Below are 24,739 nucleotides of genomic sequence, written 5' to 3'. Positions count from 1 at the left end.
CCGAAAGAAAACACGCATGACCGATTTTGCCATTGCCGCGCTGGTGTACGACGGCGAAGGCGACGATGCTGCCGCCGCGCTGTGGCAGGCCGCCCATGCCGCGCAGGCCGCAGGCATCCGCGCCGCCGGGCTGCTCAATCCGCTCGACGCACAAGGCCGACACATCAAATCGCAGCTTGTCTCCGTGGCTGACGGGCAGTCTTTTGAAATCTTCCAACAGCTCGGCAGCGGCTCGCAGGGCTGCAAACTCGACGGCCGCCTGCTCGCCGAAGCGGCATCCGTGCTGCGCCGTGCCGCCGACGAAGGCGCGGACATCCTGTTTTTCAACAAATTCGGCCATGCCGAAATCGAAAACCGGGGACTGAACGCCGAATACCTCGCCGCCGTTTCCGCCGGCATCCCCGTGCTCACCGCCGTGTGACGCAAATATCTGGACGACTGGCGGCAGTTCTGCGGCGGCGCGGACGACGAGTTGCCGCCCGAGCCCGAAGCCGCGTCCGCTTGGGTGCGCGCCGCCGCAGGGAGGGCGCAGCCGTGAACCCCATCACCCGCCGCCGCTTCCTGCACGGCCTCGCCGCCTGCGGCCTGCTGCTGTCCGGCTGCGGCAGGCAGCCTGAAAACGAAACCCCCGCCGACCCGCCGCCGTTCCGCCGCATCTATGCCGCCGGCCCGCCCGCCGAAGTGCTGCTGCACGCCCTCGCCCCCGAGCGCATGGCCGGCTGGACCGCGCAAAAGTCCCCGCAGGCACTCGCCCTGTTCGACGAACCCTCGCGCAGGCTGCCCGTGCTCGGCGGCATCAACGGGCGCGGCCGGCCCGTGTCCGCCGAACAGCTGTTACAGCGCAAAGTCGATTTGATCGTCGATGCCGGACGGGTGAACGCAAAACTGCTCTCCACCGCCGAAGAAACCGCCAAACGGCTCGGCATCCCCTACCTGCTGCTGGACGGCCGCCTCGCCCAAGCCCCCGCGCAAATCCGCCTGCTCGGCGGCATCCTCGCCTCGCCGCACACCGAACGCCTCGCCGCCCTCGCCCAAACCGCCCTCGACTTTGCCGCAGAGCGCGCCAAAAGCCGCCGCGCCGCGCCGCCCGCCGTTTATCTGGCTCGCGGCGAAGACGGGCTGGAAACCGGCCGCAACCGCTCCATCCACACCGAAACCATCGCCATGCTCGGCGCACGCAGCGTGGGCGACTCGCTCGAAGGCAGCGGCGGCCTGGCCAAAGTGCCGTTCGAGCAGATTCTGCAATGGCAGCCTGAAACCATCCTCACCCAGGACGAACGCTTCTACCGCCGCGTGCAGGCCGACCCGCTGTGGCGCGGCGTGAAAGCCGTGCAGAACCGCCGCGTGTTTCTACTCCCCCGCCTGCCCTACGGCTGGATCGACAGCCCGCCCGGCATCAACCGCCTGCCCGGCCTCTACGCCCTCGACGCCGCCCTCTCCGAGCGTCCGCTTGCCGACTACCGCAACCAAATCCTGCCGCTTGTCGAATCCCTCTGCCACCACCGCCCCGGCCCGGGGCAGATTGCGGAGCTGGGGCTGGGCTGAGGTGCCGGAAAAGGCTGTCTGAAAACCCGAATCACATTTTTCAGACGGCCTCTGCCACTCAGGCGGGGAATGTGGCGCAAGCCGCGCACACGGTTTGGTTTTGGGGAAACACACGGATTTGTTTTGTGGCGGGGAATGCGTACACCGCTTGGGTCGGACGGCAAAGGCAGCCTGAAACCTTTGCACAACCCCGCCCGCAGCCCGAACGGCCGGACATGCCGCCATTCCCGCGCAGGCGTAATCTTGGCCGGGACTTAATCGTGCTTGAAGAAACAAACTGTTGCCGACATTCCAACCGGACTCACGCCTGCGCGGGAATGATGCTGTTTGGCAGCGTGCGGGGTTTTGCAAAGGCAGCCTGAAAACCGTTTGGTTTTCAGGCTGCCTTTTGCCATCAGAACATTACTTATTCATAAGCTGACGCTTCGTTCTCTTCCTTCCACTTGCGTCCTGTGTCGCTGTCGAGCGCGGGCGGAATCAGCCCTTGCACTGTCCACAGTTCAATCGGGGTTTCGCCGACGTGCAGTTCCCAGCGGTAGCCTTTGTCGGCGACATACGGATTAAGGATGCGGTTGAACGCCATTAAAAACGGTTTGCGCTCTTCGGGCGACATGGATTTGGTGATGTGGTTGATGGTGATACGCACGAAGTCGCCCGTCGGTTCGCCGCCGATGTAGCAGTTTTGCGCGTCGGTGGGGCGGAAGAACACGTTTACATAGAATTTCGGCAGAAAGGTAGCGTAAAGTGCGGTGATTTTTTCGGCAATTTCGCGTTTGTCCTGCTCGCTGAATGCGTTTTTTGGGTGATAAATTTTCCACATTGGCATAATGTTTACTCCTTGATTTATTTGGTTTGATAACGGTCGGCGGGTTTGCCGGTCTGGGTTACGCCCTGTACGAACTTGCCGCGTGCGGCTTCGAGCTGCTGCCAATCGGCGATGTCTTGCAGATTCGGGTAGCACACCCATTCTTGTTGATCGAGTGCGGCGAGGGCGGTATCGACCAAGGTTTCAGCAGTCATAAACAAGGCTTCGGGGAAGGGCGCGGCTTTGTCGCCAAAAAATTCGGATTTCACCGGGCTGGGCATCACGGCCTGTGCACCTGCGCCCACTTCGGCAAGCTCGGCGTGCAGCGCGCGGGTGAAATTGAGCACATAGGCTTTAGATGCGCTGTATGCGCTTGCGCCTGCGACGGGCATTTGGGCGATAATCGAGCCGATATTGACGATGTTGCCGCGTTTTTCGGCGATAAAACGCTTGGCGGCGGTGAGCGAGAGGCGAGTGAGTGCCTGCACGTTGACTTTAATCAGCCCGTCCACGTCCGCCCATGCGACGTTGGCGGCAAAGCCCAATGCGCCCAAACCCGCGCAGTTTACCAGCAGGGTTAAATCTGACGTGTTTTCAATGATTTCGGCAACGGCGGCCTGCCCGTTTTCCTGCGCCAAATCGGCGGCGCAGACCTGCACGTTTGCGCCGTATTTTTGCGCCAGTTCGTCCGCCAGTTTTTGCAGACGTTCGGCACGACGCGCCACCAAAATCAGGTTGTAGCCGCGTGCCGCCAAACGGTCGGCATACACCGCGCCGATGCCTGAAGATGCGCCTGTAATCAATGCTGTTTGTTTGTTCATTTGGATTTTCCTTCTGTGGGTTCGTCGATAAAATTGTTTATCTAATAATCAGAGTGATTGCATTGTAAGTCTGATAATTGGATTAAGTCAAGCTCTAATCATTAGAGTTTTGCAAAAAAATCTGCTAAAATAGCTGAACGATTTGATAAACAAGGAAAAATAAGATGAAATCCAACGACTTCGACAACATCGTCTGCCCCGTGGCGGATGTATTGGGCGTAATCGGCGACAAATGGGCGGGCTTAATTCTGCGCGATATATTGCTGGGCGCGAGCCGTTTCAGCGAACTGCGCGAAGCCAGCAACATCACCAACGCCACGCTGACCGACCGCTTAAAAACGCTGGAAAACAACGGATTAATTGAAAAACATCTCTACCAAACCCGCCCCGACCGCTACGAATACCGCCTCACCGAGCGTGGCAGAGACATAGCGTGGGTGATGCTAGCGATGGCGAAAATCGGCACCAAATGGAATCTCTCGGGCTGGCAAAATGTACCGCTGCGCTTTGTGAACAAAGCAACGGGCAACGCGGTCAGGCTGGTTTTGCAGGACAAGGGAACGGGAGAGGAAGTGGCGATGGCGGATGTGGGGGCGGTGCGGGGAGAAGCGGCAGCCTGAAAACAAAAACGTTGTCTGAAAACCGTTTTCCGTTGCGGTCTGCGGTTTTGCCTGCCGCTTAAACCTTTGTTGTCTGCGTGCGTGGCTTGCCACAAACCGGCAAACCGGCCAACCTTATCCGCAAGAAAAGGCCGTCTGAAAACAGTTTTTCAGACGGCCTCTTCCTTATCTTATCGGCGCGGCAGGCGGGGCGGCTTGGACTGTACTGAAGCGGTTTTCAGACGGCCTCACGCACCCGCGCCATCACTTCTTCCGCCAGAGCCTGATAGGCCAGTGTGCCTTTGGCTTTGGCGTCGTAAGCGAGCGCGGGCATGCCGTGGCTGGGGGCTTCGGCCAGGCGGATGTTGCGCGGGATGGCGGTGGCGAACAGTTTGCCGCCGAAGTGCTGCGCGAGCTGTTCGCCCACTTCCACCGCCAGCCGGCTGCGTTTGTCGAACATGGTGCGCACGATGCCGAGGATGTCGAGCGCGGGGTTGACCGCCTGGCGGATTTTGCGCACGGTGGCGACCAAATCGGAGATGCCTTCGAGGGCGTAGTATTCGCACACCATCGGCACAATCACGCCTTGGGCGGCCACTAAGCCGTTGAGGGTGAGCAGGGTGAGGGTGGGCGGGCAGTCGATGATGACGAAATCGTAGTCGTCCGCCACTTCGGCCAGGGCGTTTTTCAGGCGCATTTCGCGGGCGATTTCCTGCACCAGTTCCACTTCCGCCCCGGCCAGCGCGCGGTTGGCGGCCAGCACGGCATAACCGCCGCTGCGGCTTTCGCACACCGCTTCGCGCACCGCCGCCTCGCCCAGCAAAACGTGGTAAACGCCTTTGGCGATGGCGGTTTTATCCACGCCGCTGCCGGTGGTGGCGTTGCCCTGCGGGTCGAGGTCGACTACCAGCACGCGTTGTTTTGCCGCCGCCAGCGAGGCGGCGAGGTTGACGGCGGTGGTGGTTTTGCCCACGCCGCCTTTTTGGTTGGCTACGGCTGCGATGTACGCGCTCATGACTGGTTTTCCGTTCGGTTCGTTTGGCGGGGCGCGGATTGTACCGTTATTCGCGGCGGTCTGAAAACGGCCTTGCGGCGCGGCCTTGCGGTATCCGGCATCGGCAGGGCAAAAGGCCGTCTGAAAACTTTTCAGACGGCCTTTTGCCTGTTTGGCGGCGGTTTACAGCCCGAGTTTGTCTTTCACATGGCGCACATAGCCGTGGTCGTTGCGGCGGATGTGCATAAAGAGCCAGGTTTCCAGAATGTCCAGCAGTTCCTGGCTGACGTCGTCGCCGTTGTCGAAGCGGCCTTTGTAGGTCTGCACTTTGTTGACGAAGTTTTCGTGCACGCGGTGGTGCGCGTCGAGCAGCGGGTATTCGGCCATTTTCAGCAGGTCTTCTTCGTCGGAGAAGTGCTGCACGGTGTATTCGATGAGATGGTCCAAGGCTTTGCCCACGGCTTCGCGGTCGCCTGCAACATGGGCGTCGTGCATTTCGTTGATGTATTGCACGAGGATTTTGTGCTGCTCGTCCACCTGCTCGATGCCGGTGTCCAAATCGGAAGTCCAATGCAAAAAGGGTTCTGACATTTTTATATTCCCCGGTTGGTGTTGATGAAAGGGCGGATTATAGGATGTTCGGTGTAAAGAAAAGATAACGGAGTCATATACCACCGCGTTATTTTTGCAGAACTTGATTTTTATCAAACAGTTATTTTAATTTGTTATCAATCATCATATTGCGCAGCCAGCGGGCGGCGGGGGCGATTTCGCCGGCCAGCAGTCCGGCCGGGCCGATGGCGGAGGCGGCGAGCACCTGCGCGGCCGCGCCGTGCAGCCACACGCCCGCGCAGGCGGCTGCAAAGGGGGCGCAGCCCTGCGCCAGCAGGCTGCCGATGATGCCGGAGAGCACGTCGCCGCTGCCGGCGGTGGCCAGTCCGGCGTTGCCGCTGTCGTTTTCGTACATTTCCCCGTCGGGGCGGCACACCAGCGTGCGGTGGCCTTTGAGCACCGTTACCGCGCCGAAGCGTTGCGCCAATTCCCGCGCCGCCGCCGCGCGGTTTTCCTGCACTTGGGCGGTGGTGCGGGAGAGCAGCCGCGCGGCTTCGGCGGGATGCGGCGTGATGACGGTGTGTGCGCACTTCGCCGCTGCGGCAGCCAGCGTTTCGTTTTGCGACAACAAGTTGAGCGCGTCGGCATCCAGCAGCAACGGCGTGTCGGAGGCCGTCTGAAACAGGGTGTCGAGCAGCGCGTGCGCCGCTTCGTCCGTGCCCAGCCCGCAGCCGGCCGCGCGGGCGGACACGTCGCCGCGCCGCGCCAGCGTGTCGGCCGTGGCCAGCATGATTTCGGGGAAACCGGCCACAAAGGGCAGCGGCAGGGCGGCCTGATTGAAACCCGCCCACACTTTGCCGCAGCCGGCCATCAGCGCGGCGGAGGCGGCCAGCACCACCGCGCCGCTCATCCCCGCCGCGCCGCCGAACACCGCCAGCGTGCCGAAGGTGCCCTTGTGGCTGTCTTCGGCACGCGGCGCGGCGAGAAAGGGAAACCGCCGCGCGGCTTCGGTAAGGGAAAGGTCTAAGGGCAGATAGTAGGCGGAATGCGCCATGGCGGTTTCCTTTTCATCACAGGTTTTCAGACGGCCTCTATTGTATGTATGCCAAAGGCCGTCTGAAAAGCACGGCGGGCGGACAGCTTTTTGTCCGCGATATGGCGGAGGCGGGTTGGGCTTTATTTCCCCGATATTTTGCCGGGCCGAAGCCCGGCCTGCGGCGGGTCATTTTGTTTGACTGCGCGGCAAACCGGCGCACTCCGGCCTGAAAACGCGTTTGGCGGACAAGCAAAACCGTTTGCGGCGGCTTTTTCAAACGGCCTCTGGTGTACATACATTAGAGGCCGTCTGAAAACGCGTTTGCGCCGCCCGTATGAATTATTTTAATATTGCCCGTCCGCCCAACCCCTGCCCGAAAGCCGAAAACATGGAATCCGTCATCGAACTGCGCCATCTTAAAACCCTGCTCGCGCTGGAAGAAACCGGCAGCGTGTCGCTGGCGGCGCAGCGCATCTTCCTCACCCAGTCCGCCCTGTCGCACCAAATCCGCACGCTGGAAAGCTATTACGACACGCCGCTGTTCGAGCGCAAGTCCGTCCCGCTGCGCTTCACCCACGCCGGCGCGCGGCTGCTGAAACTGGCGCACGAGCTGCTGCCCAAAATCGCCGCCGCCGAACGCGACATGGCGCAGATTATCGAAGGCGGGGCGGGCGAGTTACGGCTGGCGGTGGAATGCCACACCTGTTTCGACTGGCTGATGCCCGCGATGGGCGAGTTCCGCCCGCTGTGGCCGAAGGTGGAATTAGACATTGTGTCCGGTTTCCAAGCCGATCCCGTCGGCCTGCTGCTCAACCACCGCGCCGATTTGGCCATTGTATCCGAAGCCGTGCCGCAGGCGGGCATCGCCTACCGGCCGCTGTTCGCCTACGGCATGGTCGGCATCTGCGCCCCCGACCACCCGCTCGCGGCCAAAGACATCTGGCAGGCGGAAGACTTCGCCGACGAAACGCTGATCACCTACCCCGTGCCCGACGACATGATCGACCTGCTGCGCAAAGTGCTGCTGCCCAAAGGCATCAGCCCCGCCCGCCGCCACAGCGAGCTGACCATCGCCATCGTCCAGCTTGTCGCCAGCCGCCGGGGCATCGCCGCCCTGCCGCATTGGTCGGTGATGCCGTATCTGGAAAAAGGCTACGTCGTGTCGCGCCAAATCACCGACGCCGGCCTGCAAAGCGAGCTCTACGCCGCCATGCGCAGCGAAGACGAACACAACAGCTATCTGGCCGACTTCTGCCAAATCGTGCGCGACCAGGGCTTCAACACCCTAGGCGCGCTGAGCCTGCCGGAAGAACAGGCCGTCTGAAAAGCGGATAAGGGCAAACAGGCCATCTGAAAACGCGCAAACGGGTTTTTCAGACGGCCTCTTCATATAGTGAAACAAAATAGAAACTACCTATCGTAGGCTGGGCTTCAGCCCAGCTAAATCACTATTTTCCTGATATTTTGCTGGGCTGAAGCCCAGCCTACATTGGATACTTTGTTCTGTACCCACTATATTTGTTATCGTACGGCAACGCAAATGCGGGGCGTAAGGTAGGGTGTGTCGCCCCGAGGCGACGCACGCGGTCTTGGCCGCACAACGGTTGAGGCCGTCTAAAAACACAGTTTCGGCGCAGCCAAAACGGGTAGGTCGGTATTCATGCCCGACGCGCAAAACGGCAACGGAAGATGTCGGGCATAAATGCCCGACCTACGCATAAGAGGCCGTCTGAAAAGGCACAAACGCTTTTTCAGACGGCCTCTTTGCAAAACAACCAAGCGTTTGCGGCCGCAGCCGCGCTTTTTTCAGAAACGCCATCCCCGCGTGGGCGGGGACGGCCTCACTGCCCGCGTGTCTGATGGCGGAACTTCCACGGCGCGGTCGGGCTGCGTTCGCGCCACAGGCCGCTGCGGCTGCGGCGGGCTTGGCTTTCGGCTTCGGCATAGGCGGCGTAATCGGCTTTGTCCTGCTGCCTTTTGGCGATGGAAACATAGTGCCACGCCGCGCCGCTTTCGATTTGGCTGCGGTTCACGTCGAGGCCGTCTGAAACCAGATAGGCGACTTCGCGGCCGTATTGGTCGGTGTCGGTTACGCGCACCTGCACGGTTTTGCCGAGTATCAGGCCGCGCAGGCGGTCGCGGCTGGCGAGGCCGTAGGCCTGGTCGGTTTCGGGCGCGTCGATGTAGGCGAGGCGGATTTTGTGCCTGCGCCCGTCGGTGTCGGTGAGGCGGACGGTGTCGCCGTCGTGCACATCCGTTACGCGGCCTTCGTAGCGGCGGCCGGCCTGCGCTGCGGCGGCGTGTTTGGGTGCGCTGCGGCTGTGCGCGGTGCCGCCGGCATGGACGGCCTGTTTGTACATGCCGTGCAGCCAGCGTTGCGCGTCGGCGGCGCGGGGCAGGCCGAACACGCCCAGCACGGCGGCCAGCCACAGGGGCAGCATTTTCAGTCGGAACATGACGGGTTCTCCGTTGCAAAAGGCGGCATTCTAACGCATTGCCGCAGAGGCCGTCTGAAAGCGCAACGCCGCCGGATAAGGTTTGAGGCCGTCTGAACAGTTTTCAGACGGCCTCAATGTTGCCGCAGGCAGGGGAAACGGGCGCACCGTCGCGATGCGCCCGCTTGTCTGATGGCCCCGCCGACAGGAATCGAACCTGTATTTTACGCTTAGGAGGCATACGTTCTATCCGTTGAACTACGGCGAGGCTGGTAAAAAAGGGGATCATGACACCCGCGCCAGTGATTCTTCCGCGAGCTGGCGCATGGCAAGGGTTGTTTCGTTGGCGGGCAGTTTGTCCAAACAGGAAAGGGCGTTGTCCACCGCGATCCGCGCCTGCCGCGCGCAATAGGCCAGCGCGTCGGACGCGGTTACATGGGCGTGGATTTGCTCAAAACGGCTGCGGTCGGCGTGGTGCAGCGCGTCGCGCACGTCGCGCGCGGCTTCGGGCGTGCCTTGGTGCATCAGGTAGATGAGCGGCAGGGTGGGTTTGCCTTCGGCCAGGTCGTCGCCGACGTTTTTGCCGATTTCAGCGGGGTCGCCGCAGTAGTCTAAAATGTCGTCGACAATCTGGAAGGCGGTGCCGACGTACATGCCGTAGTCGCGCAGCGCGGCTTCCTGTTCGGCCGACGCGCCGGCCAGTATCGCGCCTACTTGGGCGGCAGCCTCGAAGAGTTTGGCGGTTTTGTATTGGATGACGCGCAGGTATTCGGTTTCGCTGATGTCGGTGTTGCCGATGTTCATCAGCTGCATCACTTCGCCTTCGGCGATGATGTTGGTGGCATCGGCCATCACTTCGAGGATTTTCATGCTGCCCGAGCCGACCATGAGCTGGAAGGCGCGGGTGTACAGGAAGTCGCCCACCAAAACGGCGGCGGCGTTGCCGAACAGGTTGTTGGCGGTTTCGCGCCCGCGCCGCATGTCGCTTTCGTCCACCACGTCATCGTGCAGCAGGGTGGAGGTGTGGATGAATTCCACCATTGCGGCAAGGGAGTAGAGCGGATCGCCGTCGTAGCCCAGCGATTTACCGGCCAAAATAGTGATGATCGGCCGCAGCCGTTTGCCGCCCGCACCGATGATATAACTGCCGATTTGCGAAATCAGGGCAACTTCCGACTGCACCGCCCGCCCGACCACTTGGTTGACGCGGCCCAGGTCGGTTGCGAGGTTTTTTTGGAAATAGGGCAGGTTTTCAAGCATAGGGCACTCAAAACGGCAGAAGCGGCAGGTTGGCGGGGCGGGTTTCGGAAAAGGGCGCGATTATAGCAACAAAGGCCGTCTGAAAAAAGACGCGGGCGGCGGCGGGGCGCGGTACGGTTTGACAAAACAGGCACTTGCCTATAGAATGCGCCGTTTCGCGCATGGTGCGCGGAATTTTTGTTTAACCGAAATCCCATTTATGGAGTTGAGTATGTACGCGGTCGTAAAAACCGGCGGCAAACAATACAAAGTTGCCGTTGGCGAAAAATTGAAAGTAGAACAGATACCTGCCGAACTCGACAGCCAAATCGAACTGACCGAAGTTTTGATGATTGCTGACGGCGAATCTGTAAAAGTAGGCGCACCCTTTATCGAAGGCGCGAAAGTAACGGCCAAAGTAGTGGCACACGGCCGCGGCGAGAAAGTCCGCATTTTCAAAATGCGCCGCCGCAAACACTACCAGAAGCGCCAGGGCCACCGCCAGAATTTCACCCAAATCGAAATCGTGGCCATCGCCTAATTTCTAATCCAAGTCAGGAGTATCCAACATGGCAAGTAAAAAAGCAGGCGGCAGTACCCGCAACGGCCGCGATTCCGAAGCCAAACGCTTGGGCGTGAAAGCCTACGGCAACGAGCTGATTCCCGCAGGTTCCATCATCGTGCGCCAGCGCGGCACCAAATTCCACGCAGGCGACAACGTCGGCATGGGCAAAGACCACACTCTGTTCGCCAAAGTGGACGGCTATGTGGAATTCGCCGTCAAAGGCCGTCTGAACCGCAAAACCGTGAGCGTGCGCCCCTACACCGGCGAAGAAGCGTAAACGGCAGCAGCTGAACACAAAACCCGCCTTGTCCGCACGGCGGGTTTTTTGGCATCCGATGCAGGCCGGGCTTTATAGCGCGGAAACATATTGAATTGGCCGGTCTGCAACCCGGACTGCGTTACTTTGTCCGCCATATTCCATATTCTTTAAGATGAAACTACGTAATATTTGTTTATTCCTTACGATAATATGTACCGCACTATCTGTCTTATATGCCACTCCTTCCGCATTGAATTTTAATCAGAAAGAAATAATATTCCCCAAAGCCGATATTTCAATTGTTTCGCCTCCCAGGGGAGAAAGGCGAATCAGGTTGGACGGAGAAGGAAGCCAATATTGGATATCCTGCTACGGATTTGACAATCTGTGCACAATGGAAAACATTAACCAAAAAATGAATATTGGGCAGGCAAAGATTATCGTGAATAACAATGATCGGTTTGCCACAAATGGTGTTTTATTTGAATTTTATAAAGACGGAACACATTATTTGAATAGGAAATTTTCCAAGGATAAAGATACGCTTATCTTTATCCTGCTTGACAGCTCCGTGTTCGCCTTAAAGGCCGCAGGTATATTTTTCTTACTCTATATATTATTTTCCATTAAAAAAATTTGAATTTGACCATAACGGCAGGCGGCACTGTTGATTATTCCGCCAATATCGCTGCGTCTGCCAAGTCATGGGATAGAAAAGCAAATCAAATCGCGGCTTGGGCGCAAGCCAAACCCTATTTTCAGACGGCCTCTTGCGTTCGGCGGCAGGCAAAACGAAACCCGCCCAAGCGGGCGGGTTTTGCTGCAACGGGCGGCCGTGCCGTTTACACCTTGGCGGCTGCGGCCACTTCGGCAGCGTAATCGACCACGGCTTTTTCGATGCCGTCGCCCACTTTGTAGCGCACGAAGCTGACCACTTCGCTGCCGTTGTCTTTCAGAAACTGGGCAACAGTCTGGTCGGGGTTCATCACAAACGCTTGGCCGTTGAGGGTAACTTCGGCGAGGAATTTTTTGATGCGGCCTTCGACCATTTTGGCGGCGATGTCGGCGGGTTTGCCGGAGGCTACGGCCTGCTCGGTGTAGATGTGGCGTTCTTTTTCCACGGTTTCGGCGTCCACTTCGGCTTCGGACACGCACTGCGGTTTGGCGGCAACGATGTGCATGCCGACTTTGCGGGCGGCGTCTTCGCTGCCTTTGAATTCGACCAACACGCCTTCGGTGGCCAGCGCGCCGTGGATGTAGGCAACCAGTTTGTTCGGGGTTTCGATCACTTTGAAACGGCGCACGGACATGTTTTCGCCCAGTTTGGCGATGATGGCTTTGCGCTCTTCTTCCACCAGCGCGCTGAGTTCTTCGACGGTGGCCGGTTTTTTGGCGGCGGCGGTTTTAGCCACCAGGTTGGCAAATTCGACGAAGCCCGCGTCTTTGGCGACGAAGTCGGTTTCGCAGTTCACTTCGACCAGCGCGCCGGTGCTGCCTTCGATGGCGTAGGCCAACACGCCTTCGGCGGCGGTGCGGCCGGCCAGTTTGCCGGCTTTCGCGCCGGATTTGATGCGCAGGATTTCTTCGGCTTTTTCAATGTTGCCTTCCGCTTCGACGAGGGCTTTTTTGCATTCCATCATGCCCAGGCCGGTGGCGGCGCGCAGGTCGGCAACCATTTTTGCAGTAATTTCTGCCATGTTGTGTCTCCAAATGATTTTAAGGTTACAGGCCGTCTGAAAAACGTTTTCAGACGGCCTCTCAATAAGCGGGTGCGGCTTATTCCGCAGCGGCGGCAGCTTCGGCTTCGGCGGCCTGCACGGCGGCCAGGGTTTCGGCTACGGCCTGGTTTTTGCCTTCCAGAACGGCGTCGGCAATGCCGCGGCAGTAAAGGCGGATGGCTTTGGCGGAGTCGTCGTTGCCGGGGATGACGTGTTTCACGCCGTCGGGGCTGTTGTTGGTATCCACCACGGCGATCACGGGGATGCCGAGTTTTTCGGCCTCGACCAGCGTGCCTTTCTGGTAGCCGGTGTCAATCACGAAAATCGCGTCGGGCAGGCCCTTCATGTTTTTGATGCCGCCGAGCGAGCGTTCCAGTTTTTCCACTTCGCGGGTCAGATCGAGCAGCTCTTTTTTGCTGTAACCGCTGGTGTCGGCATTGGCCAGCACCGCGCTTTTCTCTTCGAGGCGTTTGATCGACTGTTTGACGGTTTTGTAGTTGGTGAGCATGCCGCCGAGCCAGCGGTGATCGACGAAGGGCATACCGGCGCGGGTGGCTTCTTCGCGGATGATTTCGCGCGCCTGGCGTTTGGTGCCGACAAACAGCACGGTGCCTTTGGCGGCCACGAGGCGGCGGACGGCTTCCTGCGCCTCTTGGAACAGCGGCAGGGTTTTTTCCAGGTTGATGATGTGGATTTTGTTGCGCGCGCCGAAAATGTAGGGAGCCATTTTCGGGTTCCAGAAACGGGTTTGGTGGCCGAAGTGTACGCCGGCTTCGAGCATCTGGCGCATGGTGATTTGAGACATAAATATCCTTGAAAGGGTTAGTGCATACACCCTGCGCACAGAATTTCCTTGGCGGGAAACACCCTTTGGCGCGGGATGCGGGCTTTGGTTGGAAACAAAAAACGCTTTTTGAAACAAAAAGCGGCAGGATTATACGGGCGCGGGCGCGTCAGGGCAAGCGTTTGCCGTTTTCTTCTTCGCGCTTCATGCGCCGGTTGCGCAGGCGGATGTAGGCCGACCACAGCATGAAGGCGGTGGGCAGCACGGTGAAAAAGACGAAATAAATCAGCTTGCGCGCCAGGCCGGGCTGGGCGAGCGAGAACATCAGCGTAACGAAAACATAGCCGATTAAAACGATGTGCCACATGGCGGGAAGGCTCCGGACGGGTTTTCAGACGGCCTCCATTATATAGAGGCTGCTATAATCGCGCCTTTTCCCGTTTTGCAAACCGAAAGGACACCCTCATGGCAGACTTCAACCAAATCCTCGATGCGGGCGACGTGGACGGCGGCATCATCAACGTCGTTGTCGAAATCCCCGCCGGCTCGAACCACAAAATCGAATGGAACCGCAAACTGGCGGTGATGCAGCTTGACCGCGTCGAGCCGCTGGCCTTCGCCAAGCCGACCAACTACGGCTTCATCCCGCAGACGCTGGACGAAGACGGCGACGAATTGGACGCGCTCATCATCACCGACACCCCGCTGCCCACCGGCATCTTTCTTGAAGCGCGCGTTATCGGCGTGATGAAATTCGTGGACGACGGCGAAGTGGACGACAAAATCGTCTGCGTCCCCGCCGACGACCGCCACAACGGCAACGCCTACGCCTCGCTGGCCGACCTGCCGCAGCAGCTTATTAAGCAAATCGAATTCCACTTCAACCACTACAAAGACCTGAAAAAACCGGGCACCACCAAAGTGGAACACTGGGGCGGCATCGACGAAGCCAAAGCCGTCATCCGCGAATCGCAGGAACGCTGGAACAAACGCTGAACCAGCATACAGGCCGTCTGAAAACCGTTTTTGGCTACGCCGAAACTTCGTTTTCAGACGGCCTGCACACATCCGCCTCCCATAACCGAAACCGCCATGACCGACCCCGCCAAACAGCAAAAACGCGCCCTGCGCCGCCGCTTCCGCGCCGCGCGCAACGCCCTCTCCCGCAGCGAACGCCAGCGTGCCGAACGCGAAATCGTCCGCCGCCTCAAACCCCTCGTCAAACGCGGCAAAACCATCGCGCTGTATTTTGCAATGGGCAGCGAAGCCGACCTGAGCATGCTGCTGCGCACCGCCGCCCAACGCCGCGCCCGAATCCGCCTGCCCTACATCGAACCGGGCAGCAAACGCATGTGGTTCACCCCCTGCCGCGCCGGTGCGCAGGCCGAGCGCAAACGCGGCCGCGCCAAACTGAACGTGCCGCAGTTTGCCGGACACAGAATCCGCGCCGACCGCCTCGATGTGATGATTGTGCCCATAGTCGCCATTGACCGCAGCGGATACCGCCTCGGCCAGGCGGGCGGCTACTACGACGCCACGCTGGCCGCCTGCCGTTTCAGACGGCCTCTGGCCGTAGCTGCCGGTTTCGCCTGCCAGCTGGCCGACAGCCTGCCGCGCGAAGCGCACGACATCCCGCTGGACGGTTTCGTTTCCGAGCGGCACAGGCTGCGCTTCACCCGCCGCTGAAACCTGAAACAAGGCAATAGGCCGTCTGAAAATATCGCGCAAGGCGGCAAACGGCTTGCGGCCGCGCCGAAGCCGCGCTTTCAGACGGCCTATCCCTTATAATCCCGCCTTCCGCCAACGCCACCCGCCCTCCGCCATGCCCCGCCGCCTGCTCCCCCTCCTCTGCCTCCTCCTCGCCCTGCCCGCCGCCGCCGCGGATTTGGGGCAGATACGGCCGGACGAAGTGGCGTTTTTCGTGCAAGACCTGCGCAGCGGCAAAGTGCTGGCCGAACACCGCGCCGACGTGCCGCTCAACCCCGCCTCCACCATGAAACTGGTAACCGCCTACGCCGCCCTGCGCGCCCTCGGCGGGGATTTCCGCTGGCAGACCGAGTTCAAATCCGCCGCCCCGCTGCGTGGCAGCCTGCTCGACGGCGATTTGTATTGGACAGGCAGCGGCGACCCCGTGTTCGACATGCCCGAGCTGCTGGAAATGCAGGCGCAGCTGCGCGACAACGGCGTGCGCCACATCGGCGGGCATCTGGTGTTCGACCGCAGCGTCTGGCCGCACGCGGGCACCTCCGCAGGCTTCGCCGACGATGCCAAACGCGCCTTCACCACCGCGCCCGACCCGCAGATGCTCGCCTACAAGGTTGTCCGCCTCACCCCGCAGGTCGGCGCAAACGGCGCGCTCGTGCCGCACACCACCCCGCCGCTGCCGGAAATCCCGCTGCTCAACCGCGCCGCCTTCGCCGCCACGTCCGCGCCCTGCCCCAAAATTGCCCGCTTTCTGCGCGGCAAATACGAAAACGGCGTGCTGGTTTTGGAAGGCAGCGCGCCGAGTGCCTGTGCCGGAAAAGACGTGTACGTCAACATGTTCGACGCGCCCGAATTCGCCCGCCGCAGCTTTGCCAACTACTGGCGGCAGGGCGGCGGCATCCTTTCAGACGGCCTCATGCAGGGCGACACCCCCGCCGCCGCCCGCACCCTCGCCCGCGTGCAGTCGCCGCCGCTGCGCGAAGTGCTGGCCGAAATGAACAAACACTCCAACAACGTCATCGCCCGCACCGTCTTCCTCACCGTCGGCCGCCACGCCGCCGCCGACAAACGCCGCCAAAACCCCGCCGCCGCCGTCCGCGCCCAGCTCCTGCTCTCGGGCATCTCCACCGCCCCGCTGGTGCTGGAAAACGGCTCCGGCCTGTCGCGGCGCGAACGCCTCTCCGCCCGCATGATGGGCGAAATCCTCGCCGCCGCCTATAAAAGCCCGCTGCGCCGCGACTTCGTCGCCAGCCTGCCCGTGGCCGGACACGACGGCACGCTCAAATCGCGCTTCAAAAGCATCGGCGCGCCGCTGCGCCTGAAAACCGGCACGCTGGCCGACGTGCGCGCCCTCGCGGGCTATTACCTCAACGGCAATCAGGCTCTGTCGGTGGTGGTCATCATCAACAGCCCCCGCGCGGGCAGGCTTTTGGGCGAATTGGACAAGCTCACCGAACGCCTGATCTTCCCGCCGCCCGCGCCGCGTGCGGAAGGCACGGCCGCCGCGCCGCAAACGGCCAAACCGTAGGGGGTGCGGCGCAAACCGCGCACGCGGATACGGAATCTGCCGACACAAAAAAACGACGATGTCCGAATAGCCGCGCCGCGCCAAGTTTTCAGACGGCCTCAAACGCATCTGCCGCCGTAGAGGCCGTCTGAAAACGCAGCTTCAACCAAGTTATACGCCGTTTCGCCAAAAAAACGCATTGCGCCGCCCAAACAAACCCGCCGCCCGAACCGCATCCGCGTTTTTCAGACGGCCTCCGTCCGTTTTGCCGACGCAAAAGGCCGTCTGAAAAACATCCGCAGCACGCCCGCCACCCAGTAAAAAACCATGCTCACCGATTTGGAAAAAACCGCCATCCGCGACCACTACCGCGCCATCTCCGAAAACCTGCCGCAGTTCCGCCCCCGCGCGGCGCAGCGGCAGATGATTGCGGCCGTGGCCAACGCCTTCTCGCGCAGCAAAACCCGCGCCGAAGGCGAAGAGCCGCCCAAGCGCGAGGGCGAAAGCATCGCCGTCATCGAAGGCCCCACCGGCGTGGGCAAATCCCTCTCCTACCTGCTCGCGGGCGGCATCATGGCGCAGACGCGCGGCAAACGCCTCATCGTGTCCAGTGCCACCGTCGCCCTGCAAGAACAGCTCGTGCACCGCGACCTGCCCTTTCTGGTGGAAAAAAGCGGCCTGCAACTGAGCTTCGCCCTGGCCAAAGGGCGCGGCCGCTACCTCTGCCCCTACAAACTCTACCAGCTCACGCAAAACAACGCCCAGGGCACACTGGCCGGTTTCGAACGCCCCGTTCTGTGGGAAAGCAAACCCACCTCGTCCGACATCGACACCCTGCGCCAAATCGCCGACGCCTTCGCCGAACGCCGCTTCAACGGTGACCGCGACACCTGGCCGGAAAAAATCCCCGACCCGCTGTGGCAGCAAATCACCAACGACCGCCACGGCTGCCTCAAAGCCGCCTGCCCCAACAGAGCCGAATGCCCGTTCTACCTCGCCCGCGACACGCTGGAAACCGTGGACGTGGTCGTGGCCAACCACGACCTGCTGCTCTCCGACATCGCCATGGGCGGCGGCGTCATCCTGCCCGCGCCGGAAAACAGCTTCTACTGCATCGACGAAGCGCACCACCTGGCCAAAAAAGCCGTCAGCCGCTTCGCCGCCGAACACTCGCTCAACCAGGCCCTGTGGACGCTCGACAAACTGCCGCCGCTGCTGGACAAAATCAGCGGCCTCACCGGCAAGGGCGACATCGCCGCCCTCGCCGACGAAGCCGCCGGCTCCCTGCTCGACAGCCTCAACGAATGGCAGTTCCACCTCAACGGCGAACCCGCGCTCGATCTGCCCGAAGACGGCGGCGACCCCGTCTGGCTGTGGGAAGACGGACAAATCCCTGACGGCCTCGGCCTTTTGGTGTCCAACACCGCCGCCGCCGCCCGCGCCCTGCTGCACAACCTTTCCCGCCTCAACGACGCCCTCTCCGCCGCCCGCCGCGAAAAAGAACAAGACAGCACGCTCATCGACCACACCGCCGCCGACTTCGGCTTCTTCATCGCCCGCGCCGAACAAACCGCCGACGTGTGGGAACTCCTCGCCACCTGCCCGCCCGAAGGCAGCGAACCGCTGGCCAAATGGATAGAACGCCGCCCCAACGACAAAAACGACTACCTCTTCCACGCTAGCCCCATCTCCGGCGCGGCCATGCTGGCCAGCGGCCTGTGGCGGCGCGCGGCGGGCGCGGTGCTCACCTCCGCCACCCTGCGCTCGCTGGGCAGTTTCGACCTGCTGCTGCGCCAAACCGGCCTCGTCTGGCTGCCCGACACCGAAACCCTCGCGCTGGACAGCCCGTTCAACTTCGCCGAACAGGGCGAACTCTACATCCCGCCCCTGTCCGCCAGCCCCAAACAGCCCGCCGAACACACCGACGCCGTCATCGAATGGCTGCCCAAACTCATCTCCGCCACCGAACCCGTCGGCACACTCGTCCTCTTCACCTCGCGCAAACAAATGAACGAAACCGCCATGCGCCTCAACGCCGACTACCTGCCGCTGGTGCTGGTGCAGGGCGAAATCCCCAAAGCCGCCCTGCTCGAACGCCACCGCGACGCCCTCGCCGCCGGACGCGCCAGCATCATCTTCGGGCTGGACAGCTTCGCCGAAGGGCTGGATCTGCCCGGCGAAGCCTGCGTCCACGTCGTCATCGTCAAACTGCCGTTTTCCATGCCCGACAACCCCATCGAAAAAACGCAGAACCGCTGGATCGAAAAACGCGGCGGCAACCCCTTCATCGAAGTAACCGTGCCCGAAGCCGGCATCAAACTCATCCAGGCCGCCGGCCGCCTCATCCGCACCGAAAGCGACTACGGCCGCGTAACCATCCTCGACAACCGCGTCCTCACCCAACGCTACGGCCGCCAACTCCTCGCCTGCCTGCCCCCGTTCAAACGCATCTGAACAGGCCGTCTGAAAACCGAATCCGCCCGCCCCGAGGTAGGGTGTGCGGCGCAAGCCACGCACGCGCTCCCTGCCGCCCCAACCAAGGGCCGTCTGAAAACACAGCTTTGTAGGTCGGGCATTCATGCCCGACATTTTTGAAATTTCCCGCGCCTGTCGGGCATAAATGCCCGACCTACTGAAAGGCCGTCTGAAAAACGGCTCGGCACACCGAACCCGCTTTTCAGACGGCCTCTGCTAAAATCCGCCCTTTCCCCGAGCGCGAAACCCATGACCGACACCGCCCGCATCACCGCCAGTTACGGCCGCCGCTACACCGTGCGCACCGCCGACGGCCGCGCCTACGACGCCACCGCCCGCAAAAAGCGCGTCGGTTTCGCCTGCGGCGACTTCGTGCGCATCCAAATACAAAACGCCGAACAGGCCGTCATCACCGACTGCCTCCCCCGCCAAAGCCTGCTCTACCGCCAAGACGCATGGCGCGCCAAACTCATCGCCGCCAACGTAGACAGAATGTTCGCCGTAACCGCCGCCGTCCCCACCCCGGGCGAAAACCTGCTGCAACGCGCCCTGCTCGCCGCCGAAGCCGCCGGCATCGAAGCCTTCGTCGTCCTCAACAAAACCGACCTGCCCCAAAGCGCGGCCTGGCGCGAAAAACTCGCCTTCTACGCCCGCCTCGGCTACCCCCTTGTCGAAACCTGCGCCGCCGAAAACGCCGCCGCCCTGCTGCCCCATATGCAGGGGCACACCAACATCTTCCTCGGCCAGTCCGGCATGGGCAAATCCACCCTCACCAACGCCCTGCTCGGCCGCGCCGCCGCCCGCACCGGCGAAATCTCCGCCGCCCTCGACGCCGGCCGCCACACCACCACCCACGCGCAAATGTACGAGCTGGGCGACAACACGTTTTTAATCGACTCCCCCGGCTTGCAGGAATTCGGCCTCTGCCACCTCGACCCCGCCGAACTGCCCGCCTGCTTCCCCGACCTGCGCCGCTACCTCGGCCAATGCCGCTTCCACAACTGCACCCACCGCCAAGAACCCGGCTGCGCCGTCAAACAGGCCGCCGAACGCGGCGAAGTTTTCCCCCAGCGCGTCGCCCTTTTGCAGCGCATCACCGACGAGCTGGCTGCCGCCCGCAAACAGGCCGTCTGAAAACACGGCCGCAGGTCGGGCATTGATGCCCGACAGTAAAGCACGCAGCCTTTGTTACACAAACAACGGCAACGGCATTTTCCGACAAACAGCATTTCCCGTTTCCGACTGCGCCAAAACCGCCTTTGCAGAAACGTCATCCCCGCGTTTATGCTCCGCAGGAGTACTGGCGGGAACGACCTCCGACCCACCCCCAACCCGAACCGACACCATGCGCCTCGAAAGCCTCTTCATCATCCTCTCCGCCGCAGCCGCCCTGATTGCCGCCGTCCTTTCCGCCATCATCACCGCCCTCGTCTGCCGCAACCGCCACCAGGCCGACACAGCCGAACTCGCGCGGAGGCATCAGGCCGAACAGGCCGAAAGCGAAAGCCGCTGCGCCGCCCTCGAAGAAAACCGCGCCCATCTGGAAACACTCTGCAACCGCCTCACTGCCGAACAACGCCGCAGCGAAGAAGAGCTGTCGGCGCAAATCCGCCTTTCAGACGGCCTCAGAGGCCGTCTGAATGCCGCAGAAAACGAGCTGGCCGCCGCCAACGTCCACGCCCGCCGCCTGAGCGAGCTGCAAGACGAATTGGCCGCCGGGCGCAGCACCGCCAACGAACTGCACGGGCAAATCCGCGAACTCGACAGCCGCCGCGCCGCCCTCGAAACGCAAGTGCGCCACCTCGCCGTCCAAGCCGACGAATTAGGCCGTCTGAAAACCGAATCCGCCGCCCTGCAAAAAGAGTTGGCCGACGCACGCGTGCAAAACGAACGCCTCGCCACCCAGGCCGAAGAGTCGTCCGCCCTGAAAAACAGCTACGCCGCAGAATTAGGCCGTCTGAAAACCGACTGCGCCGCCCTGCAAAAAGAGCTGGCCGACGCGCGCGTGCAAAACCGGCACCTCGCCACCCGCATCGAACAGGAACAGCAGGCGCAGCAGGAAAAACTCGCCCTGCTCAACGAAGCCCGCGACGCCCTCGGCAGCCGCTTCCAAAACCTCGCCAACCAAATCCTCGAAGAAAAAAGCCGCCGTTTCAGCGAACAAAACCGCGAACAGCTCGGCATCCTGCTCAACCCCCTCAGCGAAAAACTCGGCGGCTTCTCCCAGCTCGTGCAGAACACCTACGAAAAAGAAGCCAAAGAACGCCTCACCCTCGAAAACGAACTCAAACGCCTGCAACAGCTCAACAGCCGCCTGCACGAAGACGCCGCCGCCCTCACCCGCGCCCTCACCGGCAGCCGCAACAAAACCCAGGGCAACTGGGGCGAAATGATCTTGGAGAGCGTGCTCGAACACTCCGGCCTGCAAAAAGGGCGCGAATACACCGTGCAGGCCGCCTCCGTGCAGACGCAGGACGACGGCAGCAAGCGCCGCCTGCAACCCGACGTCCTCGTCAACCTGCCCGACGGCAAACAAATCGTCATCGACAGCAAAGTCTCGCTCACCGACTACGTGCGCTACACCCAGGCGCAAAACGACGACGAAGCCCGCGCCCATCTGGCCGCCCACGTCCAATCCGTGCGCCGCCACATCGCCCAGCTGGCCGAAAAAAAATACAGCGACATCGACGGCCTCAAAACCCTTGATTTCGTCTTCATGTTCATCCCCGTCGAACCCGCCTACCTGCTCGCCCTGCAGCAGGACGAAAGCCTGTTCCAAGAATGCTTCGACAAACGCATCATGCCCGCCGGCCCCTCCACCCTCCTGGCCACCCTGCGCACCGTCGCCAACATCTGGCGCAACGAACAGCAAAACCGCAACGCCCTGGCCATCGCCGAAGAAGGCGGCAGACTCTACGACAAATTCGCCGGCTTCGTCGAAACTCTGCAAAGCGTCGGCAAAAACATCGAACAGGCGCAAACCGCCTACCACAAAGCCCTCGGCCAGCTCAAAGACGGACGCGGCAACCTCATCACCCGCGCCCAGAAACTGCACAAACTCGGCGTGAAAGCCGGCAAACAGATCGACCGCAACCTGCTGGAAGAAGCCGAAGAAAACGAAACCGCCGCCCTGATTGCGGCGGACAAAACGGAAGATACGCAGGAATAGGCAAAAGGCCGTCTGAAAGCGCGGCTTCGGCGCAGCCAAAACCGTTTTGCACATTTTCAGACGGCCTTTAAGCCAATACGGAGCGTGCCGCCGCAGCGGCGCACCCTGCGAAATTCCGTTCCGACCATCCGCCCCCCTGCGGGCTGTAATTTTGCCAACGAAGCCCCATTTGGCGAACTGCACGTTTTTTACTTCGCCGAAGTTTCGTTTTCAGACGGCCTCAGAGGCCGTCTGAAACCCTTTTCCCATTTACAAACAAGCGAGAACCCCATGACCGACAACCCCCTACTCCATCTGGGCGACACCCCCCGTTTCCCCGACATCCGCCCCGAACACATCCGCCCCGCGATGGAAGGCGCGATGGCCGAAGCCCGCGCCGAACTGGCGAAAATCAAGGCCGAGCCGAACCCGACGTGGCAGAACACCGTCGAGCCGCTCACCGACCTCACCGAGCGCGTCGGCCGCATCTGGGGCGTGGTCTCCCACCTCAATTCCGTCGCCGACACCCCCGAGCTGCGCGCCGAATACAACGCGCAGATGCCCGAGGCCACCGAATTTTTCACCGAAATCGGCCAGGACATCGAGCTTTACAACCGCTTCAAAGCCATCAAAGCCGCGCCCGAAGCCGCCGCCCTCAGCGAAGCACAAAAAACCAAGCTGGAACACGATTTGCGCGATTTCGTATTAAGCGGCGCGGAACTGCCGCCCGAAAAACAGGAAACCCTCGCCGCGCTGCAAACCGAAGCCGCCCAGCTCGGGGCGAAGTTTTCGCAAAACGTGCTTGATGCCACCGACGCTTTCGCCCTGTATTTCGACGACGAAGGCCGTCTGAAAGGACTCGATGCCGACGAAAAAGCCATGTTTGCCGCCGCCGCGCAGGCCGAAGGCAAAAGCGGCTGGAAAATCGGCCTGCAAATCCCGCACTATCTGGCCGTAATGAAACACGCCGACAACCGCGAACTGCGCCAAACCATGCACCGCGCCTACCTCACCCGCGCCAGCGAGCTCGACAACGACGGCAAATTCGACAACACCGCCACCATCACCCGCAGCCTCGAAATCGCCCTCGAACAAGCCCGCCTGCTCGGTTTTGCCAACTACGCCGAGCTCTCGCTGGCCACCAAAATGGCCGACTCGCCGCAGCAGGTGCTCGACTTCGTGCGCGACCTCGCCCGCCGCGCCAAACCGCACGGCGAAAAAGACTACGCCGAACTCAAAGCCTACGCCCGCGAACAACTCGGCCTCGACACCCTCGAAGCCTGGGACGTGGCCTACGCCTCGGAAAAACTGCGCGAAGCCAAATACGCCTTCTCCGAAAGCGAAGTCAAACGCTACTTCCCCGCCGGCAAAGTGCTCGCCGGCCTGTTCGGCCAAATCGGCCGCCTCTACGGCGTGCGCCTCAAAGAACGCGAAATACCCGCCTGGCATCCCGACGTGCGCTATTACGAATTGGAAAAAGACGGCCGCACCATCGGCGGCGTGTACATGGATTTGTACGCCCGCGAAGGCAAACGCGGCGGCGCGTGGATGAACGACTACAAAGGCCGCCGCCGCCTTGCAAACGGCGGCATCCAGCTTCCCGCCGCCTATCTCGTCTGCAACTTCACCCCGCCCGTCGGCGGCAAAGAAGCCCGATTAAGCCACGACGAAATCGTTACCCTCTTCCACGAAACCGGCCACTGTCTGCACCACCTGCTCACCGAAGTGGACGAACTGGGCGTGTCCGGCATCAACGGCGTGGAATGGGACGCGGTGGAGCTGCCCAGCCAGTTTATGGAAAACTTCGCCTGGGAATACCCCGTCCTCTGCGCCATGTCCGAACACGAAACAAGCGGCGCGCCCCTGCCCGAAGCGCTGTACCAAAAAATGCTCGCCGCCAAAAACTTCCAAGTCGGCCTCTTCCTCGCCCGCCAAACCGAATTCGCCCTGTTCGACATGCTGATATACAGCGAAAGCGACGCAGGCCGTCTGAAAAACTGGCCGCAGGTTTTGGAAAACGTTCGCGCCGAAGTGGTCGTCATCCCCCAGCCCGCCTACAACCGCTTCGCCAACAGCTTCGGCCACATCTTCGCCGGCGGCTACTCGGCAGGCTATTACAGCTACGCCTGGGCCGAAGTATTGAGCGCGGACGCGTACGCCGCCTTTGAAGAAAGCGGCGACCTCGCCGCCACCGGCGCGCGCTTCCTCGCCGAAATCCTCTCGCGCGGCGGCTCGCGCGGCGCGGCCGAATCCTTCCGCGCCTTCCGCGGCCGCGACGCCACCCCCGACGCCCTGCTGCGCCACCTCGGCCTCACCGGCGGCGAAGCCGCGTAACACAGCGCGTTCTGCAAAGCAAAAGGCCGTCTGAAAACTGCATTTGCGGTTTTCAGACGGCCTCCGCCATTTAGGCAGGGTGTGTGGCGCAGCCACGCACGCAGTTTGAGGTTGGGAAAACAATAAAATTGCCCATCGTAGGCTGGGCTTCAGCCCGGCTAACCCACCATTTCTCCGATATTTTGCCGGGCTGAAGCCCGGCCTACATCGGATACTTTT

General features: G+C 61.5%; 23 protein-coding genes and 1 tRNA gene. 13 read left to right on the top strand and 11 right to left on the bottom strand.

Annotated features, from left to right (window positions below; genetic code table 11):
• The first annotated feature begins 16 nt into the window (after positions 1 to 16).
• Positions 17 to 421 (top strand): DUF2478 domain-containing protein, encoded by a 405-nt coding sequence (locus tag H3L91_RS01695; RefSeq protein WP_007341704.1) that lies wholly within the window; start codon positions 17 to 19, stop codon positions 419 to 421.
• 113 nt (positions 422 to 534) lie between these two features.
• The gene (locus H3L91_RS01690; protein ID WP_154647174.1) at positions 535 to 1,545 is read left to right on the top strand and encodes an ABC transporter substrate-binding protein; all 1,011 of its coding nucleotides are present in this window, start codon (positions 535 to 537) and stop codon (positions 1,543 to 1,545) included.
• A gap of 406 nt (positions 1,546 to 1,951) precedes the next feature.
• On the opposite strand, the gene H3L91_RS01685 is transcribed toward H3L91_RS01690, so the two are convergent.
• Complete coding sequence (locus H3L91_RS01685) at positions 1,952 to 2,371, bottom strand: tautomerase family protein (protein ID WP_040658581.1); 420 nt, start codon at positions 2,369 to 2,371, stop codon at positions 1,952 to 1,954.
• Between the two features lie 17 nt (positions 2,372 to 2,388).
• The gene (locus H3L91_RS01680; RefSeq protein ID WP_007341700.1) at positions 2,389 to 3,171 is read right to left on the bottom strand and encodes an SDR family NAD(P)-dependent oxidoreductase; all 783 of its coding nucleotides are present in this window, start codon (positions 3,169 to 3,171) and stop codon (positions 2,389 to 2,391) included.
• Positions 3,172 to 3,335: 164 nt separating this feature from the next.
• Between H3L91_RS01680 and H3L91_RS01675 the strand changes: the two genes are divergently transcribed.
• A complete protein-coding gene (locus tag H3L91_RS01675; RefSeq protein ID WP_007341699.1) occupies positions 3,336 to 3,791 on the top strand; it encodes a winged helix-turn-helix transcriptional regulator in 456 nt (151 codons plus the stop codon).
• Positions 3,792 to 4,008: 217 nt separating this feature from the next.
• Here H3L91_RS01675 and H3L91_RS01670 read toward each other — a convergent pair whose 3' ends face one another.
• From H3L91_RS01670 to H3L91_RS01660, 3 genes are all read right to left on the bottom strand, one after another.
• On the bottom strand, positions 4,009 to 4,785 hold the full coding sequence (locus H3L91_RS01670; RefSeq protein ID WP_007341697.1) for a ParA family protein: 777 nt from the start codon (positions 4,783 to 4,785) through the stop codon (positions 4,009 to 4,011).
• Positions 4,786 to 4,947: 162 nt separating this feature from the next.
• Positions 4,948 to 5,355, bottom strand: a complete 408-nt coding sequence (locus tag H3L91_RS01665) for a bacteriohemerythrin (RefSeq protein ID WP_040658579.1) — start codon at positions 5,353 to 5,355, stop codon at positions 4,948 to 4,950.
• A 121-nt stretch (positions 5,356 to 5,476) separates the two neighbouring features.
• Positions 5,477 to 6,370, bottom strand: a complete 894-nt coding sequence (locus H3L91_RS01660) for an NAD(P)H-hydrate dehydratase (protein WP_007341695.1) — start codon at positions 6,368 to 6,370, stop codon at positions 5,477 to 5,479.
• Positions 6,371 to 6,740: 370 nt separating this feature from the next.
• Between H3L91_RS01660 and H3L91_RS01655 the strand changes: the two genes are divergently transcribed.
• Positions 6,741 to 7,676 carry a LysR family transcriptional regulator gene (locus H3L91_RS01655; protein ID WP_040659296.1) on the top strand — a complete coding sequence of 312 codons (936 nt, stop codon included), beginning with the start codon at positions 6,741 to 6,743 and terminating at the stop codon, positions 7,674 to 7,676.
• Between the two features lie 517 nt (positions 7,677 to 8,193).
• Here the strand turns inward: H3L91_RS01655 and H3L91_RS01650 are convergent.
• The 3 genes from H3L91_RS01650 to H3L91_RS01640 all read right to left on the bottom strand — a co-directional run bounded on the left by H3L91_RS01650 (position 8,194) and on the right by H3L91_RS01640 (position 10,047).
• The gene (locus H3L91_RS01650; protein ID WP_007341691.1) at positions 8,194 to 8,808 is read right to left on the bottom strand and encodes a thermonuclease family protein; all 615 of its coding nucleotides are present in this window, start codon (positions 8,806 to 8,808) and stop codon (positions 8,194 to 8,196) included.
• Between the two features lie 172 nt (positions 8,809 to 8,980).
• Positions 8,981 to 9,055 (bottom strand) — tRNA-Arg (locus H3L91_RS01645).
• A 17-nt stretch (positions 9,056 to 9,072) separates the two neighbouring features.
• A complete protein-coding gene (locus tag H3L91_RS01640) occupies positions 9,073 to 10,047 on the bottom strand; it encodes a polyprenyl synthetase family protein (protein WP_007341690.1) in 975 nt (324 codons plus the stop codon).
• A gap of 211 nt (positions 10,048 to 10,258) precedes the next feature.
• Here H3L91_RS01640 and rplU point away from each other — a divergent pair, with 211 nt between their 5' ends.
• Complete coding sequence (rplU, locus tag H3L91_RS01635) at positions 10,259 to 10,567, top strand: 50S ribosomal protein L21 (protein ID WP_003763980.1); 309 nt, start codon at positions 10,259 to 10,261, stop codon at positions 10,565 to 10,567.
• 28 nt (positions 10,568 to 10,595) lie between these two features.
• Positions 10,596 to 10,868: a 50S ribosomal protein L27 gene (gene rpmA / locus H3L91_RS01630; protein ID WP_007341687.1), complete on the top strand. Its 273-nt coding sequence runs from the start codon at positions 10,596 to 10,598 to the stop codon at positions 10,866 to 10,868.
• An 824-nt stretch (positions 10,869 to 11,692) separates the two neighbouring features.
• Here rpmA and tsf read toward each other — a convergent pair.
• From tsf to H3L91_RS01615, 3 genes are all read right to left on the bottom strand, one after another.
• Positions 11,693 to 12,547 carry a translation elongation factor Ts gene (tsf, locus tag H3L91_RS01625; RefSeq protein WP_007341683.1) on the bottom strand — a complete coding sequence of 285 codons (855 nt, stop codon included), beginning with the start codon at positions 12,545 to 12,547 and terminating at the stop codon, positions 11,693 to 11,695.
• 79 nt (positions 12,548 to 12,626) lie between these two features.
• Positions 12,627 to 13,373, bottom strand: coding sequence for a 30S ribosomal protein S2 (gene rpsB, locus H3L91_RS01620; protein WP_040658576.1), 747 nt, complete (start codon positions 13,371 to 13,373; stop codon positions 12,627 to 12,629).
• 148 nt (positions 13,374 to 13,521) lie between these two features.
• Positions 13,522 to 13,719 carry a hypothetical protein gene (locus tag H3L91_RS01615; protein WP_007341681.1) on the bottom strand — a complete coding sequence of 66 codons (198 nt, stop codon included), beginning with the start codon at positions 13,717 to 13,719 and terminating at the stop codon, positions 13,522 to 13,524.
• 98 nt (positions 13,720 to 13,817) lie between these two features.
• Here H3L91_RS01615 and H3L91_RS01610 point away from each other — a divergent pair, with 98 nt between their 5' ends.
• The 7 genes from H3L91_RS01610 to H3L91_RS01580 all read left to right on the top strand — a co-directional run bounded on the left by H3L91_RS01610 (position 13,818) and on the right by H3L91_RS01580 (position 24,520).
• The gene (locus tag H3L91_RS01610) at positions 13,818 to 14,348 is read left to right on the top strand and encodes an inorganic diphosphatase (RefSeq protein WP_007341680.1); all 531 of its coding nucleotides are present in this window, start codon (positions 13,818 to 13,820) and stop codon (positions 14,346 to 14,348) included.
• A gap of 96 nt (positions 14,349 to 14,444) precedes the next feature.
• Positions 14,445 to 15,038 carry a 5-formyltetrahydrofolate cyclo-ligase gene (locus H3L91_RS01605; protein WP_007341679.1) on the top strand — a complete coding sequence of 198 codons (594 nt, stop codon included), beginning with the start codon at positions 14,445 to 14,447 and terminating at the stop codon, positions 15,036 to 15,038.
• A gap of 55 nt (positions 15,039 to 15,093) precedes the next feature.
• Complete coding sequence (gene dacB / locus H3L91_RS01600; protein WP_483406982.1) at positions 15,094 to 16,584, top strand: D-alanyl-D-alanine carboxypeptidase/D-alanyl-D-alanine endopeptidase; 1,491 nt, start codon at positions 15,094 to 15,096, stop codon at positions 16,582 to 16,584.
• 306 nt (positions 16,585 to 16,890) lie between these two features.
• On the top strand, positions 16,891 to 19,017 hold the full coding sequence (gene dinG / locus H3L91_RS01595) for an ATP-dependent DNA helicase DinG (RefSeq protein WP_007341675.1): 2,127 nt from the start codon (positions 16,891 to 16,893) through the stop codon (positions 19,015 to 19,017).
• Positions 19,018 to 19,287: 270 nt separating this feature from the next.
• Positions 19,288 to 20,172: a ribosome small subunit-dependent GTPase A gene (gene rsgA, locus H3L91_RS01590; RefSeq protein WP_007341673.1), complete on the top strand. Its 885-nt coding sequence runs from the start codon at positions 19,288 to 19,290 to the stop codon at positions 20,170 to 20,172.
• 211 nt (positions 20,173 to 20,383) lie between these two features.
• Positions 20,384 to 22,207 carry a DNA recombination protein RmuC gene (locus H3L91_RS01585; protein ID WP_007341672.1) on the top strand — a complete coding sequence of 608 codons (1,824 nt, stop codon included), beginning with the start codon at positions 20,384 to 20,386 and terminating at the stop codon, positions 22,205 to 22,207.
• A gap of 270 nt (positions 22,208 to 22,477) precedes the next feature.
• On the top strand, positions 22,478 to 24,520 hold the full coding sequence (locus tag H3L91_RS01580) for a M3 family metallopeptidase (RefSeq protein WP_040659294.1): 2,043 nt from the start codon (positions 22,478 to 22,480) through the stop codon (positions 24,518 to 24,520).
• The last annotated feature ends 219 nt before the right edge of the window (positions 24,521 to 24,739 follow it).

The sequence above is a fragment of the Neisseria bacilliformis genome, from assembly GCF_014055025.1.
Classification (GTDB): Bacteria; Pseudomonadota; Gammaproteobacteria; order Burkholderiales; family Neisseriaceae; genus Neisseria; species Neisseria bacilliformis.
The sequence above is the reverse complement of the archived record's forward strand: the minus strand, read 5'-3'. Positions and strand labels throughout refer to the sequence as shown.

Bases quoted from the DNA above. Each gene is read 5' to 3' on its own strand.
- H3L91_RS01695 (WP_007341704.1), top strand. From the start codon at position 17: ATGACCGATTTTGCCATTGCCGCGCTGGTGTACGACGGCGAAGGCGAC.
- H3L91_RS01685 (WP_040658581.1), bottom strand. From the start codon at position 2,371: ATGCCAATGTGGAAAATTTATCACCCAAAAAACGCATTCAGCGAGCAG.
- H3L91_RS01680 (WP_007341700.1), bottom strand. From the start codon at position 3,171: ATGAACAAACAAACAGCATTGATTACAGGCGCATCTTCAGGCATCGGC.
- H3L91_RS01675 (WP_007341699.1), top strand. From the start codon at position 3,336: ATGAAATCCAACGACTTCGACAACATCGTCTGCCCCGTGGCGGATGTA.
- H3L91_RS01670 (WP_007341697.1), bottom strand. From the start codon at position 4,785: ATGAGCGCGTACATCGCAGCCGTAGCCAACCAAAAAGGCGGCGTGGGC.
- H3L91_RS01665 (WP_040658579.1), bottom strand. From the start codon at position 5,355: ATGTCAGAACCCTTTTTGCATTGGACTTCCGATTTGGACACCGGCATC.
- H3L91_RS01660 (WP_007341695.1), bottom strand. From the start codon at position 6,370: ATGGCGCATTCCGCCTACTATCTGCCCTTAGACCTTTCCCTTACCGAA.
- H3L91_RS01655 (WP_040659296.1), top strand. From the start codon at position 6,741: ATGGAATCCGTCATCGAACTGCGCCATCTTAAAACCCTGCTCGCGCTG.
- H3L91_RS01650 (WP_007341691.1), bottom strand. From the start codon at position 8,808: ATGTTCCGACTGAAAATGCTGCCCCTGTGGCTGGCCGCCGTGCTGGGC.
- H3L91_RS01640 (WP_007341690.1), bottom strand. From the start codon at position 10,047: ATGCTTGAAAACCTGCCCTATTTCCAAAAAAACCTCGCAACCGACCTG.
- rplU (WP_003763980.1), top strand. From the start codon at position 10,259: ATGTACGCGGTCGTAAAAACCGGCGGCAAACAATACAAAGTTGCCGTT.
- rpmA (WP_007341687.1), top strand. From the start codon at position 10,596: ATGGCAAGTAAAAAAGCAGGCGGCAGTACCCGCAACGGCCGCGATTCC.
- tsf (WP_007341683.1), bottom strand. From the start codon at position 12,547: ATGGCAGAAATTACTGCAAAAATGGTTGCCGACCTGCGCGCCGCCACC.
- rpsB (WP_040658576.1), bottom strand. From the start codon at position 13,373: ATGTCTCAAATCACCATGCGCCAGATGCTCGAAGCCGGCGTACACTTC.
- H3L91_RS01615 (WP_007341681.1), bottom strand. From the start codon at position 13,719: ATGTGGCACATCGTTTTAATCGGCTATGTTTTCGTTACGCTGATGTTC.
- H3L91_RS01610 (WP_007341680.1), top strand. From the start codon at position 13,818: ATGGCAGACTTCAACCAAATCCTCGATGCGGGCGACGTGGACGGCGGC.
- H3L91_RS01605 (WP_007341679.1), top strand. From the start codon at position 14,445: ATGACCGACCCCGCCAAACAGCAAAAACGCGCCCTGCGCCGCCGCTTC.
- dinG (WP_007341675.1), top strand. From the start codon at position 16,891: ATGCTCACCGATTTGGAAAAAACCGCCATCCGCGACCACTACCGCGCC.
- rsgA (WP_007341673.1), top strand. From the start codon at position 19,288: ATGACCGACACCGCCCGCATCACCGCCAGTTACGGCCGCCGCTACACC.
- H3L91_RS01585 (WP_007341672.1), top strand. From the start codon at position 20,384: ATGCGCCTCGAAAGCCTCTTCATCATCCTCTCCGCCGCAGCCGCCCTG.
- H3L91_RS01580 (WP_040659294.1), top strand. From the start codon at position 22,478: ATGACCGACAACCCCCTACTCCATCTGGGCGACACCCCCCGTTTCCCC.